The sequence below is a fragment of the Velazquezella soli genome, from assembly GCF_977018685.1.
The window spans coordinates 2757014-2775780 of the sequence record NZ_CDRNXF010000004.1 but is presented as its reverse complement, the minus strand read 5'-3'; the positions used below and the strand labels follow the sequence as shown (position 1 = coordinate 2775780).

Sequence of the window (18767 nt, the reverse complement as noted above, 5' to 3'; positions counted from 1 at the left end):
AAACCATGACGATTCTTCCGTTACCGATCTCAGTAACGGAAGGTTTGATCGTAATCCTTGGTCGTGCCGATATTGACGTCGCCAAGCGTGCGGAAACTCAGGCGCGCACTGATCGTCCAGTCGTTCGCATCGGCTTCCGAAGGCTTGTCGGTATAGGCAAGCGTGAAGATCGTGCACTCGTCGGCGTAGCTGATACCGACGCCGCGCCGGATGAGCGAACTGTCTGTCAGGTCCCACGTGGCGGAACCGGCCAGCGACCAGTTTTCGTTGACCCGGAGCGACATGCTGTTCTTCAGCACGTCCGTCGCGTCGCTGTCGCCGTACTCGTCCTGCGCATCGACCTTAGTGTAGATCAGCTTGCCGCTGACCCGCGGTGTGGAATAGCTGAACGCTGTATCGGTGCGACGGATATCGAGCGACTTTTCATCGAGCCGCACGTTGTTGGAAAGCGAGAAGCCCTGCGGCAGGTCGATCGCCGCCATGGCGACGTAATCGGATCGCGATGTTTCGAGGCCCGAATTGGCCCCGGCCTGAACAAGATCGTCGCTGGCAAAGGAATTCTCGCCGGCAATCTGGTAGGACTGGCCGAAGATGCCGCGCACGCCGATGCCGTTGTTGAACGAGCCGGTATAGCGGAAGCCAACATTGGCACGGGTGCCGCCTTCGACACGGTCGTAGCCGGAGAACTTGTCCCGTTCGAACAGCGAAGTGGCATCGAACACGAAGCTCTGCGCATCCTCGTTGGGAAGGCCGCCGGACATCTGTTCGTCCGGACGCGCATAGATCTGCGCGATCGGCTCGATGATGTGGCTGCTGTTTTCGCTGGTGATCAGGAACGGATAGCGGGCCTCGAGGCCAGCCGTCAGCATGTATCGGCCGTTCGTACCGTTCGGCTCCAGATTGCCGTCATAGGCAAAGTTCGGATTGGACACATCGTGGCGGATGCCATCGGCGCGTGCTGCAAACAGCGGCGTCAGCAGCAGGCCGCCCGATGTCGTGTAGGTGCGCTTCCATTCGGCTTCGGTCGTCACGCGGGCGTAATCGCCTTCGAGACCAGGGAAGCGGTATGTGGTGCCCTCGAAGTAGGAATCCTCTTCGCGACGCGACAGGTTGGTCAGGTTGGCGTTGAACGAAAGCTCACCGCCGTACACCGATTCGGGCGCGATATACTGGTAGTCCAACGACGGATAGGCGATCGCCTGCTGGCGCTCGAGCGTGTTCGACGTGCCATTGTCCTGGACGTCGAAATAGTAGGCGTGCAGGTCGAAATAGTTACGCTTGCCAAGGCCGGTCAGGTAGACGTCGTTGGTGAACGTATCCTGGCTGACATCGGTCAGGCTGTAGGTCCGCGAGAAGTTCGCGTCCGTCTGGGCCATGACGTTCCAGCCGAAGGCCCAGCGCGGGTTGATCTGGAACTCGCCCTTGGAGGCGGCCATGAAGCGGCTGTTCTGCTCGCGGTCGCTTGTGCCAGCGTCGAACGAGCCGGGATCGCGCTGATCGATGCCGGCAAAACGGAACGTGTGGTCGCCGTTGTCGAACCGGTTGCGCACTTCGCCTTCGACCAGAAGTCCCTGGCTCGAATAGTAGGTCGGGCTGATCGTCGCATCCATGCTTGGCGAGAAGACATGGTAATAGGGGACGGTGACGCCGAACCCGAGGTTGTCGCTGACGATGAACTTCGGAAACAGCACGCCGGACTTGCGCTCGACAGTCTCGTCGGGAACCTCGATCGGGAAGGGCAGTTTTCCAAGCGAAAAGCCGAACAACTCGAACTGTGCATTCTCGAGGCGAATCGTATGCTTCTGTCCGTTGCGAATGACGCGCTGCGCCTTGACTTGCCAAAGAGGCGCCTTGCCGGGTGTGGCGGCGCATGGAAGGCAGGCGGTGTACACGGTGTTGTTGAGCACCATGATATCGCCGGTCTGGCGCTCGGCGCTTTCAGCCGCAAGGCGGGTATTGTCAGTGGTTTCCACGCGCAGGGCATTGATGAAGCCCTGGCCGAAATCGTCGGTCACGTCGAGCTCTTCCGCGTAGACGCGGCTGCCCGACGGTTCAATGAACTCGATATTGCCGGTCGCCATGACGCGGCCGGTGTTCTGATCATATTCAACGCGCTGCGCGACCATGCGGTAACGGTTGTAATAGATCTGGACGCCACCGGTCGCGGTGACGCGCTTGTTGTCCTGATTGTAGGTCAGTTCGTTGGCGCGCAGAAGCATCTTCGCACCGTCTTCAGCAGCCGGCACGAGGCCCTGCGCATACGCGCCGCCCGTCAATGCAGCGACGCCAGAGACACATACAGACACACCGGTCAGCAGGGCGGCGGCGAGCCGACTGATATTTCCGCGGTTACTTACCGCCACTAGCCATCCTCCTGATGAAGCAAGATCGTAGCGCCCAGGGCAGTCGCGACGACGACTGGAATCCAGACCGCCACGAAAGGAGGAATCGCCCCGCTGCTCCCGAATGCCTTCACAAGCACCGAGACGACATAAAGCACGAAGCCCGAAACTATTCCACCCAGAATCATCGACCTGGACTGTGCGAAGCGACTGAATTTTAACGACACTGTTGCCGCAATCATCGTCATGGCGACGAGCAGCAGCGGCAGTGAAAGCAGGGAGTGAAACTGGGTTTCCAGCGCCTTTGTCGAGATTCCAAAGGATTTGCCTATCTCGATCTTTCGGGAAAGACCAAGAAACGCAACGGTTTCCGGCTGAGCAAGGCTCTCCTGAAGATACTCGCGTCTCAAATTGGTTTTGACCTGTGCCGTCTCGAGACGGGTCGGAATTTCGCCCGGCCGATTCTCCAGAACGTCGTTAAGAAGCCAGTAACCATCTTCCAACTTAGCGGTCTTGGCGTCCTGCCGCATGGTGATGACGTCGTCCTTGTCGAAGTGGAAAACCACCACGTCGAGGAGCTCGGTACCGCTCTCGCGATAGGTCTTGGCGCCGATGATCACGTCTTCGTCGCCGGACAGCTGGCGGATCCACGGCACGAACTTGGACGACTTGGACTTGTTGCTGGCCTGCCGCCACGTGGTCTCGAGCGAGATTGATTCGCGCTGGCCCCAGGCGCCGATCGGGTTGACGACGAACAGCGTGAAGAGACCGAGCAGAAACGATCCGACAATGAAAGGTGCGACGAACTGCCAGACGGAAATTCCGGCTGCACGGGTGACGACCAGTTCGTAGCGACGGTTAAGCGCGATCAGCACCGTCATGCCGATAAACAGGCTCAGCGTCGGGATGGCCTGCTGCAGGATCTGCGGCACGCGCAACGCCGTCATCGCCAGCGCGCCGTAGAGGCTGTAGCCGTTGAGCCCCGAGAGGCGACGGCTCGTTTCGCTGAAATCGGCGAGAAAGATAATGGCGCTGACACCGAGCAGGAACCAGAATGCGGTGCTGATATAGCGCTTGAAGAAATAGCGGCCGAGAGTGGAGAAGATCATTTCACTTCTCCCGTGGTTCCGCGTCCCGTCGGCGACAAGCGCTTCTGCACGACGGTTGTCGCTTTCGTGATGCTGCGGCTGAACAGGCGAGGCATCTGGATCTGCCGGTTGGTGGCCAGCATGAAGCCCGTCACCAGGCAGGTCACCAGCGGAATCGCGTAGACCAGCGGCACGTAGGCCGCGTTGCGTTCCGTCAGATTGGTGGCCGAGAAGCCCAGCCAGCGCAGCAGGAAGGCGAAAAGCAGCACATAGATCATCGGATGCAGCCGTGCCGACCGGTGCGACCGCGTGTTGCCGGCGACAAGCAGAGACACCAGCGCGAAGGTGATCGGGAACAGCCAGTCGGACAGGCGACGATGCAGTTCGCTGCGGAAGCTCTCGGGCTTTTTCTGATAGGCGGGATCGGTCTTGTCGGGGTTGAGCAGGAAGCTCAGCGGCCGGTCGCCGGAGTAAAGCGGCAGGCCGCCCTCATCCGATTGGGTCATCGCTGACAGATCGAACGCATAGGACGCGAACTTGACGATCGAGATCCGGCCGTCCGGGCCTTTGCGATGCACTTCGCCATCGCGCATGGTAAGCGATGTGCCGCCAGGATCGACCGATCCTTCGCGGGCATAATAGATCAGGCCGAAATTCGGATCGCGGTAATCGACGATGAAAAGGCCTTTCAGCACCCGGCCTGAATGGCGCTCGGAGATCTGGACGTAAAGCCCGTCCTCGATGCTGCGAAAGGTCTTTTCCTCGATCACGGAAGATAGAAGGTCAGCATAGGCAGCTGCGACCATTTCGCGCGCGCCGAGCCGTGATTTGGGTTCGATGAAATTGGTGATGGTGAAGGAGACGAGGCTGAGCGCGACCGCGAGCAGGATCACCGGCTTGTAGATGATGCTGCGGGCCGCACCGGCCGCGTCGATCACAGGCAGTTCCGAATCGTTGTTCATCGCCGTCAGCGTCTGGGTGATGCCGATGACAAAGGCGAAGGGCAGGACAACCGGAATGATGGTCGGCAGGATATAGCTTGCGAGCTGCATGAACGAGCCCATCGACTGGCCGGTGTCGGTGACCAGGTTGATGCGGCCGAGCACCTGAATCGTCCAGATGATCGTGAGCACCGGAACGAGTGCCACCAGGAACATCTGCAGGATTCGGCGCAATATGTAGAGTTCGAGAAGCTTCATTCCCGCATTATGCCTCAGGTCCTAAGGGGCTTTCGTCCCGCATTCGATCGATGGTAGCCGCGCCTATCTAAGCGATTGGGAACGGCATTGCGACAGGGCCCCTGTCACAAAATGTTGGCAACCCCGGTTTTCTTCGGCGTTGTGACATTTGGAAACAGTGGATTGGACAGCAATACTGGCTTTAGGAAGGCGAGAAGTTCGATCCTGCGCGCTTGCGTTCGCGACCGAAAGGGTGAAGATCGGGCCTTTCTTCCGTACCACAATGCCTGGAGCTGTAATGTCCATGAAATTCGATATCGCCTTTTCCGCCTCCGCCGTCATCGATGGAGGACTTGCGATTCAGCTCAAGCTTTCGGGAGATGCCGTAGCCGCCGGTGTCGCCGAAGTCGATCCGCAGGCTGTTGCGGTAAGGGCGGCGGCCATCGCCAAGTTCAAAGGCAAGGCGTTGTCGACGCTTGATATTCTGGCCCCGGCCGGATCGAAGGCCGATCGGCTTATCGTGCTGGGTCTCGGCAAGGCCGACAAGCTGACAGCCTACGACTGGCTGAAGGCGGGTGGCGCCGCGGCCGCTGCGGTCAAGACGATGGAGAAGGTGACGGTGTTCCTCGATGCACCCGGTGCCGACGTCGGCGCGGCCGAAGCTGCGGATTTCGCGACCGGCATGCTGCTGCGCGCCTACAAGTTCGATACCTACAAGACCAAGAAGAAGGACGACGACGAGGACAAGTCGCCGAAGACGGTGACCGTCACCATCGTCACGGCAAAAGCCGATGCGGCGACTGAGCAATTCGTCTCGGCGAAGGCCATTGCCGAGGGTGTGATTCTTGCCCGCGACCTGGTCAATCTGCCGCCCAACGTGCTCGGACCGATCGAGTTTGCGCAGAAGGCGAAGGATCTGGAATCGCTCGGCGTTGACGTGGAGATCCTGACCGAAACCGAGATGACGGAACTTGGCATGGGCGCTCTGCTCGGCGTCGCCCAGGGCTCTTCCCGGCCGCCGCGGCTGGCGATCATGACCTGGAACGGCGGCACGCCGGGAGATCAGCCGGTCGCCTTTGTCGGCAAGGGCGTCGTGTTCGATACGGGCGGCATCTCGATCAAGCCGAGCCTCGGCATGGAAGACATGAAGGGCGACATGGGCGGAGCTGCCGCCGTGACCGGCCTGATGCACACGCTCGCCGCCCGCAAAGCCAAGGCGAACGTCATCGGCATTATCGGCCTGGTCGAAAACATGCCTGACGGCAACGCCCAGAGACCCGGCGATATCGTCACCTCGATGTCCGGCCAGACGATCGAGATCGTCAATACCGATGCGGAAGGCCGTCTCGTGCTGGGCGATGCGCTCTGGTACTGCAAGGAACGCTTCAAGCCGCGCTTCATGATCGATCTCGCGACGCTGACCGGCGCCATCGTTGTCGCACTCGGCAACCTCCATGCCGGACTGTTTTCCAACGATGACGCGCTGGCGGACGAACTGACACAGGCGGGCGAGACAAGCGGCGAAAAGCTTTGGCGCATGCCGCTTTCCAAGGACTACGACAAGATGATCGACAGCCGCTTTGCCGACATGAAGAACAGCGGCGGCAGGCAGGCCGGCTCGATCACCGCGGCGCAGTTCCTCAAGCGTTTCGTCGGCGATACGCCCTGGGCGCATCTCGACATCGCGGCAACGGCGCTCAACTCGCCGCAGAACGAGATCAACCAGTCCTGGGCATCCGGCTACGGCGTGCGCCTGCTGGACGAACTCGTCCGCAAGAACTACGAGAACTGATGACCGAAGTTCTGTTCTATCACCTGACCGAATCGAAGCTCGAGGATGCGCTGCCGGCGCTTCTCGAAAAGAGCGTCGAGCGCGGCTGGAAGGTGGTCGTTCAGACAGCCGAAGACGTGCGTCGGGATTTTCTCGACGCACATTTGTGGACGTTTCGCGATGACAGTTTTTTGCCGCACGGCACCGATGCAGCGCCGATGCCGCAGGAGCAACCGGTTCTGCTGACCGCGACGGCAGAGAACCAGAATTCCGCTACCGTACGTTTCGTTGTCGACGGCGCCGAGCCGCCGCCGCTCGACCCCTATGAGCGCGTCGTCTTCATGTTCGATGGCTACGACCAGCTCCAGCTGGAAGGCGCGCGCGCTCAGTGGAAGAAGCTGAAGGGCGATGGACATGCGCTGACCTACTGGCAGCAATCACCCGAGGGACGTTGGGTGAAGAAGGCCTGATCAGGCAAGGTCGGTCCGCGCAAAATCTCCGCCGACGTAGAGAAGCGGCAGTCCGGACTGGCGCGCACCGGCATAGGAAAAGCAATCCCCGAAATTGAGCTTTGCCGGATGGCGGCCCTTGCCGTAACGGGCGAAGGCGTCGATGGCGATCGAAGCGGTGTCTCTCGTGGCAGACAGAACCTCGACATTCAGTTCTGCAAGAAGATCGTGCACGAGCGCAGCGGCATCCTGAACCGGGATGCTCCTCTTGCTGGCAAGCACGGTAGCGGCCTCAAAAAGCACCGTTGGCGACGTACAGAAGGGCGTTTCCCTCCGATCCAAGGCTCTTGCAACGCGCTCGTAATCGGGGCCGCCGATGAAATATTCAACCAGAGCTGATGTTTCCAGAAACATCAGCTCTCCCACATGTCATCGAGGAATTTCTTTTCGTCGAAATCAGGATTGGGCTTACCCATTGCCAGATAGCGTTTGCGAATGGCCTCAAGTCTTTCCCGACGCGTATTCTCGTCCGGCACGGCAGTTGTCTCTCCTGAAGGCGTTCCCACCACGCGAATCAGCGCCTGCCGGACCGCATCCTCCTTGCTCGGAGCATTCAGAATTTTCTGCGCCCGTTCGGCAAGCGCATCGAGAACCGGGTCGGTGATATGAAGCGTCATGGTCATGCCTCACGGGGTTGCGAACGAACGATAGTGTATCCGCGGATTTGGCACAACCGATGGCTACCGCTCACGCTTTCATGATCGTTTCGCGCAGGAAACTGTAGCCCATCGCCAATCGCGCGGCCTGTTCAAGCGTATCGCCGGCGCCGCCGTGACCGCCGGAGCCGTATTCGTGAAACAGAGGCCTATGCCCGGCATCGATCAGCCGCTTGGCGAAACGGCGGGCATGCGATGGATGCACGCGGTCGTCGTTGGTCGAGCTTTCGATGTAGATCGGCGGATAGGTCACCTCAGCCGCGGGGTCGATATTGTGGAGCGGCGAATAGGTCAGCATCGCGGCAAGCTCTTCCGCGACGTCAGGGTTGCCGTATTCGTCCATCCAGGCCTTGCCGGCTGGGAAGACGTGGAAACGCGACATGTCGATGACGGGGACCGAGGTCCAGATCGCGCCGAAGTCTTCCGGGTAACGGGTTGCCATGACCGCGGTCAGAAGACCGCCATTGCTGCCGCCATGGCAGGCGATGCGCGACGGTTTTGTGATGCCACGTGCGACAAGATCGCGGGAGACTGCGACGAAATCCTCGAACGCCTTGTGACGGCCCTTGCCCTTGGCGACCGTGTGCCAGTCGGGGCCGAATTCCGCGCCGCCGCGGATATAGGCCTGTACATAGGCGCCGCCATGCTCGAGCCAGACGCCGGTATTGCCCGAGTAGTAGGGAGCAAGCGGCCAGCCGAAACCACCATAGCCATACATCAGGACCGGCAGTTCGCCCTTCTCCCACGTCTTCGGATAGACGATGTGATAGGGGATTTTCGTCCCGTCTTCCGATGTCGCCTGCAGAAGCTCGGACTGCATCCCTTGCGCATCGAAATAGGCGGGAGAGACGCCTGTCGGAACCAAATCGGGCAAGCGGGCGCGATCCGTCAGGTCGAGACGCCATGTCCCGTAAGGCTGCAGGAAGCCCTGGCCGATGACGGTCAGGATTTCCTCGCCGCGCGTGAGGTCGGCATCGAGCGTGCGGAATCCGACGGTCTGCAGAGTGGACGGCAGCTGCAGTTCCTGCGGCTGCGCATCCGGTTTCGTGAGGTCGATCAGGAATAACCGCGGCACCATCACGTCGCTGACGACGAATGCGCCCCAGGTCTTGAACAGCGTGAACTGAGTGACGGTCTGCCCGTGTTCAGGGCTAAAGAGAACACGGGCAGCACCCAGCGGCTCATCCGAATACGGGATAAAATCCTGCAGGATCAGGCTGCCGGTCGGATAGCGCTCGTCACTCTTGGCGCGCCAGAGCAGATGGCGATGGTTGGCGGTGACATCGATCCTGTCGGGCAGATCGAGACGCCGGAGCGCACCTTGTCTATCGCGGACATGGACGCTCATCCGGTCGATCTCGTGGATGACGGTAAAGAACTCGATCGGCTTCTCGTCCGGTCCGCCGTTCCAGAACAGTGGATCGATGATCCCGCCGGTCGCCTGAACGTCGTCCGGGCCTGCCTCGAACAGGATCGGTGCATCTTTCGGATCCATGCCGCGCTTCAGCCGGCGGCCGACGCGGGGCCAGCCAGAGCGGGTGGCGGAGAATTCGTCGATCGAGCCGAAATAGGCAATCTCGTCCGGGCCGATCCAGCTTGCATGGGCTCGCGCTGCCGGTGTGTCGAAACCGCCCTCGACGACCGCCTTCGCCTCCGTGTCGAACTCCAGCAATCGCATCTGGTCGGATCCGCCGTCGGACAGGATGACGAGAACGCGGGTCGGCTCGTAAGGGGAGGTGACGGCGCCGCTGTAGATCCAGCGCTTGCCTTCGGTAACGCAAAAGGCATCTAAATCGAAAATGGTTTCCCAGGCTGCATCGTGGCGCGGCTCCTCCGTCGCCGGCAGTCGGCGCCAGAGACCGAGCGGATTGTCCTTGGTGCGATGAAAGTCGAACTGCCAGCGTCCGCGCCGCGCCGGCACGATCAGCCGGTCCTCGCGCTCAAACATCGCCTTCAGCGTGTCGCGGTCCGCTTCGAATTGGGGTGTTTCCAGGGCGTCCGCCGAGATCGCGTTCTGCTCGGCGATAAAGGCGAGCGTGCGGGCGTCGTCGTCGGTTTCGAGATAAAGATCCATCGAAGGCCTCCTCTGGCTGCAGCCACTTAGCTAGGCATGCAGACCGGCCGGGGCAACCGGGATGTCGAAACTCAGCCGACCATCGCTTCTTCGTATTCCGAAGACAGCATCAGCCATTGCTCTTCGGCAGCCGAGAGTTTGGCCGCGGCTTCGCCCCGTTCCTTGGCCTTGCTTGCGGCCTTTGCCGGCGTCTTTTCATAGAGCGCCGGGTCCGCAAGCTCTTTATCAAGCGCCTGAATCAGCTTCTCAAGCTTGGCCGTCAAGGCCTCGGTATCGTTGATCTTTTTGCGCAACGGGGCGAGCGAGGCACGCCTTTCCGCGCTCGCCTTGCGCTGTTCGACCTTCGATGCCGCATCGTCAATCAGCTGCGGTTTTTCTTCTTTTTTTTTACCGGAACTGACAATCAGGTCGCGGTATTCTTCGAGATCTCCCTCGAAGGTTTGCACCGTGCCGTTGTTGACGAGCCAGAGACGATCGACCGTCGCCTCGATCAGATGCCGATCATGGGAGATAAGAATGACCGCGCCCTGATAGTCGTTGAGCGCCTCGATCAGGGCTCTTCGGCTGTCGATGTCCAGATGGTTGGTCGGCTCGTCGAGGATGAGGAGGTTGGGCGCGTGGAAGGCGGCAAGCCCCATCAGCAGGCGCGCCTTTTCGCCGCCCGACAGATCCTTTGCAGGCGTCGACATCTTTTCTGTCGCAAGCCCCATCTGGGCGACGCGGGCGCGTACCTTGCCTTCCGGGACTGACGGCATCAGGCGGCGCACGTGCTCCACGGGAGAATCACCCGGGACGAGGTCGTCGAGCTGGTGCTGTGCGAAGAAGCCGATCTTCAGGCTTGGCGCGAGCTTCAGTTCGCCGCTTTCGGCGGCAAGCCGGCCGGCGATGAACTTGGCGAAGGTCGACTTGCCGTTGCCGTTCGAGCCAAGCAGGGCGATGCGGTCGTCATGGTCGATCCGGAGCGTGATGTTCTTGAGGATCGGCTTGCCCGGCTCGTACCCGACGGCACCGTTCTGCACCGAGATGATCGGCGAGGCGGGTTGCTTTTCGGGCTCGGGGAAGGTGATTGGCTGGACATGATCCTCGATAACAGAGGCGACCGTTCCCATCCGCTCCAGCGCCTTGACGCGGCTCTGCGCCTGCTTGGCCTTGGAGGCCTTGGCCTTGAAACGGTCGATGAAGGTCTGCAAATGCTTGCGGGCCGCATCGTTCTTCACCTTGGCCTTGGTCTGCAGCTCGTCGTTTTCCGCCTTCTGGCGTTCGAACTGGTCATAGCCGCCGCGATAGAAGGTAAGCTTCTTCTGGTCGAGATGGACAATCGACGTGACCGCATTGTTGAGCATGTCGCGGTCATGGCTGATGACGATGACGGTGTGCGGATAGCGGCGCACGTAATCTTCCAGCCAGAGCGTGCCTTCAAGATCGAGATAGTTGGTCGGCTCGTCGAGCAAAAGCAGGTCCGGCTCGGCAAACAGAACCGAAGCAAGCGCCACACGCATTCGCCAGCCGCCGGAAAATGACGAGGCAGGCCGAAGCTGAGCTTCCTGCGAAAAGCCAAGGCCCGCGAGAATGCTGGCGGCGCGCGCTTCCGCCGAATGGGCGTCGATGTCGACGAGGCGCATCTGGATGTCGGCAATCCTGTCCGGATCGGTGGCCGTCTCCGACTCGGCCATCAGCGCTGCGCGTTCCTTGTCGGCGGCGAGCACGATTTCCAGCAGCGAATCCTCGGTGCCGGGCGCTTCCTGAGCCACCTGTCCGAGCTTGGCGCTCTTCGGATAGGAGACCGAGCCGGTCTCCGAGCTGAGCTCGCCGGTAATCAGCTTGAACAGCGTCGATTTGCCCGCACCGTTGCGGCCCACAAGCCCGGCTTTGGTGCCGGCGGGCAGCGTCACGCTGGCATGGTCGAGGAGAAGGCGCCCGGCAATACGGGCGGAAAGGTCGGTAATGGTAATCATGGCCGCGGTTTTGGCCGAAACCGGGCGTGAAGGCAAGACGGCGGCCGTCGCGATTTGCGGGCATTGTGCGCTGCGAAGGGACAATCTCTCAAGGATCTCCCCCTGTTCCTCCGGGAACAGCCCTCCAGACCTCGCCCATCTAGGTTCGTCCCTGGCCACTCGGCCGAAGCATCCCTGACGGATGTTCGAACAAGGAGGGTTGAGAGATGAAGTTTTGGAAAGCGTCATGCCTGACACTTTTGGTGTCGGTTTCCTTTGCACCGACAGGCGCATTCGCCGATGACCGGTTCACCTGCTGGGCACCGACCGCGGCGCAGGCAGCCTTTACCGCAGACTACTGGACGGACGAGCGCCGTCGCAATGCAATCCCCGCTCCCGGCCTACTGCCGGAGAGCGGCATGCCAGGTGGCGACGTACATTCCCTCGAAGGGACCGAGGTCAAGCTGGCACCGATCAAAGAGGCTCCGTTCAAGTTCGGTGGCAAGCTGTTCTTTAGCCTGGGCGGAATCGATCAAGCGGCCAGCGCCCAGTTCGTCTCCGACGACAAGATCATTATCGGGGCGGCACACGCCATGTGGCTGAATGGAGACCAGGCCAGCAACGTGGTGTTCTATCCGGGTTATGACGGAGCGCCGGGCGAGGCTTATCCTATCGAAATGGCGTCCGTCCTGACGGCGTGGACGAAGATACCGCAAGTCCCGGGCCTTGCCGCGGCCGCAGTCGATTACGCGGTCATGCGCAGTACCAAGGCATCGACGTCTGGAAAATTCCAGCTGCGTCTCGCTAAGGTGCCTGAGAAAACCGAACTCACCCTGATGGGATATCCCGGACGGCTGGATGGTGGCGAGTACATGTTCATGGAGGACCCGTCGATCAGCGTCAGCGATGCGACGGCTTACGAGGCAAAGCCGCATCCGATGTACGGCGGCGGTGCCAGTGGCGGAGCGTGGTTCCTGCCGGCTGAGAATAAGGCGTTCGAAATCTTCAGCGTCGTGTCGAATGGCAGCCCTAGTAACGTCAAGGGGCCACATTTCACGCATGAGACCGAGGAAATGATCGAGTACGTCAAGGGTGGCTGCAAGTAGCAATCGCAAAAGGGCAGGCGACCTGCGCGACGGACCTTAAAATCCGTCGCGCTCGGCGTCGCGCCTTGGACCACCCTGTCAATTGTCGGTCGCCCCCTCGCGCGACATGATCTTCAGCGATCGGTAGTCGAGGATGATCAGGCGGCCGCGCCGCATGCCGAGCACGCCGTCGCCCTTCCAAGCCTGAAGCTGCGCGTTCACTCGTGGGCGGCTGGCATTGATCAGTTGCCCCATTTTCTCCTGCGATATCGCTCTGTCGATCAGCAGCCCCTCCGCTGTGCTGCGGCCGTGCAGGCGGGCGAGATCGACGAGAAGACGCGCAAGCCTGGTCTGCAGCGTATGCAGTGCCATGCCTTCGGCAAAGGCCATCGTCTTTCTGAGCTTGCGTGCGAATGTCTTCATCAGAAAAGCCGACATCTGGGGCATGCGGGTGATCTCACTGAATGCGCTGCGACGGACCACCATCACGCGGGTCTCACCGGCCGCGACCGCGTTCGCGAAGTGGGTGCAGCCGAGGGTGAGTTCGACATCTCCCAGAACGTCGCCAGCGCCGAGCTCGGCGAAGATCACTTCATGCCCATCCTCCGAGATGAAATAGAGGTGCACGCAACCGGACACGATGATCGACAGCGCGTCGCAGGCCTGACCGCTGAAAAACAGCGTCTGGCCGTCCCTATAGAGGCGGCTCGCCGACCCCGACACGAGACGCGAGTACGTGTCGTCGTCGAGATCGTCGAACCACGCGGAATGTCGGATGTCGTTGTTGATCTTGGAGATAAGGTTCGATGTCATAAACCCACTCGGACGCTGAGGTGTCGCTTGCCGTCTGAGCCGTGATACGAATAAATGCAATCAAAAGTTGTTACATGCGTGACATTCTCCAGCGATAAGTCATTCTAGGTTGTGCTCACGGCAGGAGTTGCCGTTGGTAGCCGAACGGACCGCTCGGTCCACTCCGCATGTCGCGGCGGCAAGAATGTGAAAGAGGAGAGGTCAGCATGCGTGTTATGATGGGAAGGGAAGCGATCGAGATCTTCGAGAAACAGGATCTGGGGACGCCCTATACGCTTACGGTCATGAACGAGAACCCGAAGTTCCAGAGTTATGCGTTGTTCCAGACGATACCGGACGTGGTCGGCGCGTCTCAGAGCCCTTTGTCCCTGGCATGGATGATCGGCAACGCGGCCTCGGGCAGCCCGGAAAACCCGAGCATGTCGACATTCAGCTGGACGATCGACTACTCGATCAGCGCCGGTTACATCCAGGAACTCGGGTCGACGCTCAGCCCGCGGGCCTTTGCGACCGCCAGCAAATGCGACGTCATGCTCGAGGGTCTTAACAACGTCGCGATCACCTACCAGGGCGCGTTCCCGAACGGTGCTCCGGCGTTTCCGACAAATCCGACAGCGGGTCCGGCCGGTGTGTTTCTCGTGCGGGCGAACAACCTGATCCCGTCGGTTCTGCAGCAGGCCAGTGTCCGGATGTCGCTGAATGTGGGTCTTGCGATGGGCGGCAAACCGGCCGTCGCGGTGCAGCTCGAGCCAAACCTCGACTACACGTTCACACCGAAGCCGAGCTATTTCATCATCGCCGGCTCGTTCATCGAGGGGCAGGTGATCGATACGGCCATCTCGTCCGCAGCGTTTCCGGTCCAGTTCGCGCAGGGCGTGACGAGAAAGACAATCCGCTTCCCGCAGGAAAACCAGTTCGTTCCCGCCTGACGCCGACGCGATCGACTTTTTGCTGAAATGCAGGACGCGGCGCCCGGATGGCCGCCGCGTCACTGTCGTATGGGGATCGGTCGATGCGTTCAGGAAACGCGACGGCTTGGATCGCCGAAGATCGCCACGGTGTCGGTTCCGGCGCCTGAACCCTGGGCACGTAGACTTTCGAGTGCCGTTGCCGCATGCAGCTTGATCTGCTGCGGCGAGAATGCCTCGGTCGAGAGCGCCACGCCGATCGACAGCCGCATGTGGGGGTAATGCCCTTCACCGGAACCTGCAAACACGAGGCTGTCGGCGATCGAAGTTACGAGTTGATCGGCGATCGCTTTTGCACCGCTCCGATCGACATCCTCGAACAGAAACGCAAAGCTGTCGGTCGCGGTCCGGGCCAGAAAGTCGTTCTTCTTGATCGCCTTGCGGAAAATCGCGGCGGCGCGCTTGACGATCCGGCCGGCAGTCACCTGGCCATAGGTCTGCGCCATCTCGCCGAGATCGACGAGGCGGACGACAAACAGCGCGGCCGGGCGGTGCTCGGCGGAAGGGGCGTAGAGGAGATCCAGCTTTTCCGCCAGCGCCACATGGTTGGGAAGCCCGGTCAGCCGGTCGGACAGAGAATTGGTTCGGGCCGCTTCCGCCAGATTGCTCGACATCAGCAGCCGGTCGGCGGCAAGCTCCAGAGATTTGGTGAGACCGATCTCGGCGGAGAGCGTTTCGCTTAGGTTCGCCTGAAGATGATCGAGCTCGGCCTGGATGTCGGCGAGACCGCTGGCACTTCCGCTCCGAAGGCTTTCGGCCGCCGTTTCCAGCGCACGTACGAAATTCTGCTTCTTCAGCGTGGCCTGGGCAATCGTGCCGACGAGATCGAGAACGCGTCTCGTTTCCTCGTCCCGGTTGGCGATCGATAGAACGACGAAGCCGGGAAGCTGGTAGCGCAGGCCGATCTCGTCGATCTGGGCCTGGGTAGCGCCGGCCGGAAGGGTGGCGACGTCGCGGGTAAGCGCCGGATCGGACCCCGACAGCGCTTCGTGGAACAGCGTGTAGTTGCGTGGAAGACCGGCAACGTCCTGCTTTGCCATCTGCTGCGCCACGACAGCCAGGCTCCTGTCACGCGATTGCCGTGCATTGTCCGCCGACATGATCCACCTATTCCTCAGGGTCTCGTTACTGTCTCGTTTCAGGAAAACAGTACGCGAGACGGAGGGTTAAGAACGCCTGAAACGTTGGCTTTTGTCAGGCGTTTGAAGACGTCTCGTTGCGAATACGGTTAAGGCTGAGTTCACAACCCCTGTTTGTCCTAAAGCCGTATTACATTAAACCTGCATCCACTGTTTTCCATGCCCGCGCAGGAAGGCGATCATATCGAGCACTACGGAGGGCTTGCCGAGCGAGGTGAGGATGGCGTGCACCTGTCCCCGGTGGTGGGTCTGGTGGTTGAAGAGATGGGCGAGAACAGGCGCCACTGGTTCGGTGACCTCCGTCGGAACGGTCACTGGCGTATAGGTGATGGTGGCACTGAGTGCGCCGTCGCTCAGCGACGTGAGATAGTCGGTGATACGCACATCTTCAGCGTCACGCGCCGTGCGCAGGTCAGAGAAATCCTCGAACAGAACGGCCCCCAGATCCGTCGGCGCCGTGCCGTCTCCGGTCAGGCGGCGCATCCAGATGCGGTCGGCAACGAGGATGTGGTTGAGCGTGCGGTGGACTGATCCGAAGAAGGCGCCACGATCTTCGCGGTATTCGGCGTCCGTCAGCGCGGCACAGGCATCGTAGACCTGTGAATTTGCCCAGGAATTGTAAGCGGCAAGCATCTGGAAATGGCGCAGCATTCAAAACGTCTCCGGTTGTTCACGTGTAATCATACCGGATTTGTCGGCCAACCCGAGGGGCAGGGGTTGATACCACCCATGAAATTTCCTGACTGGATTTGTGGGGCTTGCCATCCCATCATGTGCGGTGAGTGACAGATCAGGAGCCCATGATGACACGCATTCTCTATTCCCTCTGCGGCGCTGACGCGCACCGGCCATTTTCGCCGCATGCGTGGAAGGTGGTAATGGCGCTCAAGCACAAGGGGCTCGACTACACGGAGCAGCCGACACCGTTTACGCAGATCCCCAACCTGGAGAACGGGTTTTCCAAGACCGTGCCGATCCTGCGGGACGGAAACGAACTGATCCGTGACAGTTTCGACATCGCGGTCTATCTGGACGAGCGCTATCCCGACCGTCCGACCCTGTTCGGCGGGGAAGGCGGCAAGGCGCTCTCCCGGTTTGTCGAGGGCTTTTCGCAGACGGTGGTACACGGCGCAATCGCGAGGATCGCAATCAAGAGCGTACACGATACGCTGGGGCCGGCCGACCAGGCCTATTTTCGCAGCAGCCGCGAGGCCATATTCGGCCGGTCGCTGGAAGAGGTCGCCGCCGACCGGCAGAGGGAAATCGACACCTTCGCCGAGAAACTGAAGCCGGTTACGCACACGCTGAAATTCCAGCCTTTCCTTGGCGGCGAGGCGCCGCTGTTTGCCGACTACATTCTGTTCGGCGCGCTGCAGTGGCTGCGGGTGACGGATGGTGCCGACGTGCTGGGCAAGGACGGCTTGCTGGCTTCGTGGTTCGAGCGTCTGCTCGACCTTCATGACAGTGCAGGACGCGTTGTGACGGCTGCGTGAAATTAGGCCCATCCCCCTTGTTTCCGGCGAAAGGGGCGGTTAAACACCGCCCACTTTCCGTGGAAACAAAGGATGAGACCAATGGCGATTGAACGCACGTTTTCGATGATCAAGCCGGACGCAACGAAGCGCAACCTGACCGGCGCCATCACCAAGGTATTTGAAGACAACGGCCTGCGCATCATCGCATCCAAGCGCGTCTGGATGAGCAAGCGCGAAGCTGAAGGCTTCTACGCCGTTCACAAAGAGCGTCCTTTCTTCGGTGAACTCGTCGACGGCATGACGTCCGGCCCGACCATCGTTCAGGTTCTCGAAGGCGAAGGCGCCATCCTGAAGAACCGCGAAATCATGGGCGCGACCAACCCGGCCAACGCCGACGAAGGCACGATCCGCAAGCAGTTCGCCCTGTCGATCGGTGAAAATTCGGTTCACGGCTCGGATGCTCCGGAAACCGCTGCCCAGGAAATCGCCTACTGGTTCGCCGAAACCGAAATCGTCGGCTGATTGCTGCACGGATCGGTTCGATCTTCAAAAGGCCGGGGCATTCGCTCCGGCCTTTTTTGCTGTCTGCGGCAAGGTCATGGCGTCGCCGGGCAGCCGGTTCGCCCTGAGAAGTCGGTCGAGCCATCGGCCTTGAACATGTCGGGGTTGGGTGTGTAGGCTGGGCCGACGACCAGCGGTGCCGCCGGTATCACAGACTGATCGACATCCGACGTCACGGTGGTTTCGATCACCTGCAGCACCTCGCCGGACGCGCCTGTCAGCGTGATGGCCACGCGGTAGGGCCTGTCCTTCCGGACGCACTGGACGAACGGGCTGGCAAGCGTGAGCACATCGTCGACATCGAGAACTTTCTCTACGGTGAAAAGCGCCGGTCCGCCCTGCGGATCTTCGAATTCCGCTCTGGCGTGGCTTTCCTTAGGGGTGGCGGCGACCTTTCGAAGCGTGACGAGGTAGTTAGCGGTAGCCACCCGGTAGTTGAAGACGAAAATCCGGCCGGACAGTTCGAAATACACGCCTTCCGACGGTCGCTGGCAGCCAGTCACAATCAGGCCCATCACGCAGAGCCCGGCTGATATCGCTGCCCTCCACCTCATGTTGCGTCTCCAGCCGAAGGTCCGCCATCGCGGCTGCGGCGATAGTGGCGGTTCGCCTTCACGCGGTTGCCGCAGACGGTCATGTCGCACCAGCTTCTGCTGCGGTTGCGGCTTCGGTCGATAAACAGCCAGCCGCAATTGCCGCAGGTCTTCAGGCGGGAAATCTGATCGTCGCCGAGAAGCCGCAAGGCCGAGCGGGCGGTGGCGGCCTCAAGTGAGCCGGTGCCGGTTCCGCGCAACGCCACAGCCGTCGCGCCAAGCAGATCGGCCAGTTTGTGCGGGTCATCCTCGCCATCCGCTCGAGCACGGAAATACCGGTCGATCGCTTCCCGAAGCACGAGGAAATCGGCGCGTCTTTCCGCGGCGACTGGCGTCACTTCTCCAAACAACGCCCGCTCCGCCGAGAATTCTCCGGCCGCCTCGGGAAAGGCATCCATCTGCTGCGGAGAGGCGAAGCGATCAATGCGGCGTGACGGATCGATGCGCAGTATGACGCTGTTGGCGACATCGAGCGCCAAGGCGCCACCGACGAAACGATGCGGGGTCCAGGTGAAATCCATCCCAGAATTATAACTGGTGTAACGCGGTTTACCAGTTATATTCGTGTCATCCTTTTGGGG

18 protein-coding genes are annotated in these 18767 nt (G+C 60.8%); 6 read left to right on the top strand and 12 right to left on the bottom strand.

What is annotated here, in order from left to right; all coding sequences use genetic code 11:
- Window positions 1-29: 29 nt before the first annotated feature.
- The 3 genes from AC0JZ8_RS17020 to AC0JZ8_RS17010 are packed head-to-tail and all read right to left on the bottom strand — an operon-like array spanning window position 30 to window position 4629.
- The gene (locus AC0JZ8_RS17020; protein ID WP_062453331.1) at window positions 30-2363 is read right to left on the bottom strand and encodes an LPS-assembly protein LptD; all 2334 of its coding nucleotides are present in this window, start codon (window positions 2361-2363) and stop codon (window positions 30-32) included.
- Window positions 2363-3451 (bottom strand): LPS export ABC transporter permease LptG, encoded by a 1089-nt coding sequence (lptG, locus tag AC0JZ8_RS17015; protein ID WP_062453330.1) that lies wholly within the window; start codon window positions 3449-3451, stop codon window positions 2363-2365. The genes AC0JZ8_RS17020 and lptG overlap by 1 nt, the downstream gene beginning before the upstream one ends.
- Window positions 3448-4629: an LptF/LptG family permease gene (locus AC0JZ8_RS17010; protein ID WP_062453329.1), complete on the bottom strand. Its 1182-nt coding sequence runs from the start codon at window positions 4627-4629 to the stop codon at window positions 3448-3450. Before AC0JZ8_RS17010 ends, lptG begins: the two co-directional genes overlap by 4 nt.
- Before the next feature lie 277 nt (window positions 4630-4906).
- On the opposite strand from AC0JZ8_RS17010, the gene AC0JZ8_RS17005 reads away from it, so the two are divergent.
- Entirely contained in the window at window positions 4907-6400 is a 1494-nt protein-coding gene (locus AC0JZ8_RS17005; protein WP_471893003.1) for a leucyl aminopeptidase, read from the top strand.
- Window positions 6400-6849, top strand: a complete 450-nt coding sequence (locus AC0JZ8_RS17000; RefSeq protein WP_113111088.1) for a DNA polymerase III subunit chi — start codon at window positions 6400-6402, stop codon at window positions 6847-6849. The genes AC0JZ8_RS17005 and AC0JZ8_RS17000 overlap by 1 nt, the downstream gene beginning before the upstream one ends.
- On the opposite strand, the gene AC0JZ8_RS16995 is transcribed toward AC0JZ8_RS17000, so the two are convergent.
- The 4 genes from AC0JZ8_RS16995 to AC0JZ8_RS16980 form a co-directional block, all read right to left on the bottom strand.
- On the bottom strand, window positions 6850-7242 hold the full coding sequence (locus tag AC0JZ8_RS16995) for a type II toxin-antitoxin system VapC family toxin (protein ID WP_092661884.1): 393 nt from the start codon (window positions 7240-7242) through the stop codon (window positions 6850-6852).
- Window positions 7242-7505 (bottom strand): type II toxin-antitoxin system VapB family antitoxin, encoded by a 264-nt coding sequence (locus AC0JZ8_RS16990; RefSeq protein ID WP_092661886.1) that lies wholly within the window; start codon window positions 7503-7505, stop codon window positions 7242-7244. Before AC0JZ8_RS16990 ends, AC0JZ8_RS16995 begins: the two co-directional genes overlap by 1 nt.
- A gap of 70 nt (window positions 7506-7575) precedes the next feature.
- Window positions 7576-9618: a prolyl oligopeptidase family serine peptidase gene (locus tag AC0JZ8_RS16985; protein ID WP_471893002.1), complete on the bottom strand. Its 2043-nt coding sequence runs from the start codon at window positions 9616-9618 to the stop codon at window positions 7576-7578.
- 71 nt (window positions 9619-9689) lie between these two features.
- Window positions 9690-11573 carry an ABC-F family ATP-binding cassette domain-containing protein gene (locus AC0JZ8_RS16980; protein ID WP_209900491.1) on the bottom strand — a complete coding sequence of 628 codons (1884 nt, stop codon included), beginning with the start codon at window positions 11571-11573 and terminating at the stop codon, window positions 9690-9692.
- A gap of 206 nt (window positions 11574-11779) precedes the next feature.
- On the opposite strand from AC0JZ8_RS16980, the gene AC0JZ8_RS16975 reads away from it, so the two are divergent.
- Window positions 11780-12658, top strand: coding sequence for a trypsin-like serine peptidase (locus AC0JZ8_RS16975; RefSeq protein ID WP_174195940.1), 879 nt, complete (start codon window positions 11780-11782; stop codon window positions 12656-12658).
- A gap of 78 nt (window positions 12659-12736) precedes the next feature.
- On the opposite strand, the gene AC0JZ8_RS16970 is transcribed toward AC0JZ8_RS16975, so the two are convergent.
- Window positions 12737-13450 (bottom strand): Crp/Fnr family transcriptional regulator, encoded by a 714-nt coding sequence (locus AC0JZ8_RS16970; protein WP_092661890.1) that lies wholly within the window; start codon window positions 13448-13450, stop codon window positions 12737-12739.
- A 206-nt stretch (window positions 13451-13656) separates the two neighbouring features.
- On the opposite strand from AC0JZ8_RS16970, the gene AC0JZ8_RS16965 reads away from it, so the two are divergent.
- Window positions 13657-14379 (top strand): hypothetical protein, encoded by a 723-nt coding sequence (locus AC0JZ8_RS16965; protein ID WP_471893001.1) that lies wholly within the window; start codon window positions 13657-13659, stop codon window positions 14377-14379.
- A gap of 89 nt (window positions 14380-14468) precedes the next feature.
- Here the strand turns inward: AC0JZ8_RS16965 and AC0JZ8_RS16960 are convergent, their stop codons facing one another.
- Window positions 14469-15518, bottom strand: a complete 1050-nt coding sequence (locus AC0JZ8_RS16960) for a GGDEF domain-containing protein (RefSeq protein ID WP_471893000.1) — start codon at window positions 15516-15518, stop codon at window positions 14469-14471.
- Between the two features lie 174 nt (window positions 15519-15692).
- Window positions 15693-16208, bottom strand: a complete 516-nt coding sequence (locus tag AC0JZ8_RS16955) for a DinB family protein (RefSeq protein ID WP_062579897.1) — start codon at window positions 16206-16208, stop codon at window positions 15693-15695.
- 152 nt (window positions 16209-16360) lie between these two features.
- Here AC0JZ8_RS16955 and AC0JZ8_RS16950 point away from each other — a divergent pair, with 152 nt between their 5' ends.
- Together AC0JZ8_RS16950 and ndk are read left to right on the top strand one after the other, a co-directional pair.
- Window positions 16361-17050, top strand: a complete 690-nt coding sequence (locus tag AC0JZ8_RS16950; protein ID WP_174195943.1) for a glutathione S-transferase family protein — start codon at window positions 16361-16363, stop codon at window positions 17048-17050.
- Between the two features lie 81 nt (window positions 17051-17131).
- Window positions 17132-17554: a nucleoside-diphosphate kinase gene (gene ndk, locus AC0JZ8_RS16945; protein ID WP_062453319.1), complete on the top strand. Its 423-nt coding sequence runs from the start codon at window positions 17132-17134 to the stop codon at window positions 17552-17554.
- A gap of 74 nt (window positions 17555-17628) precedes the next feature.
- Here ndk and AC0JZ8_RS16940 read toward each other — a convergent pair whose 3' ends face one another.
- Together AC0JZ8_RS16940 and AC0JZ8_RS16935 are read right to left on the bottom strand one after the other, a co-directional pair.
- Window positions 17629-18147 carry a hypothetical protein gene (locus AC0JZ8_RS16940; protein ID WP_062453318.1) on the bottom strand — a complete coding sequence of 173 codons (519 nt, stop codon included), beginning with the start codon at window positions 18145-18147 and terminating at the stop codon, window positions 17629-17631.
- Window positions 18144-18707 carry a CGNR zinc finger domain-containing protein gene (locus AC0JZ8_RS16935; RefSeq protein ID WP_062453317.1) on the bottom strand — a complete coding sequence of 188 codons (564 nt, stop codon included), beginning with the start codon at window positions 18705-18707 and terminating at the stop codon, window positions 18144-18146. Before AC0JZ8_RS16935 ends, AC0JZ8_RS16940 begins: the two co-directional genes overlap by 4 nt.
- Between the last annotated feature and the right edge of the window lie 60 nt (window positions 18708-18767).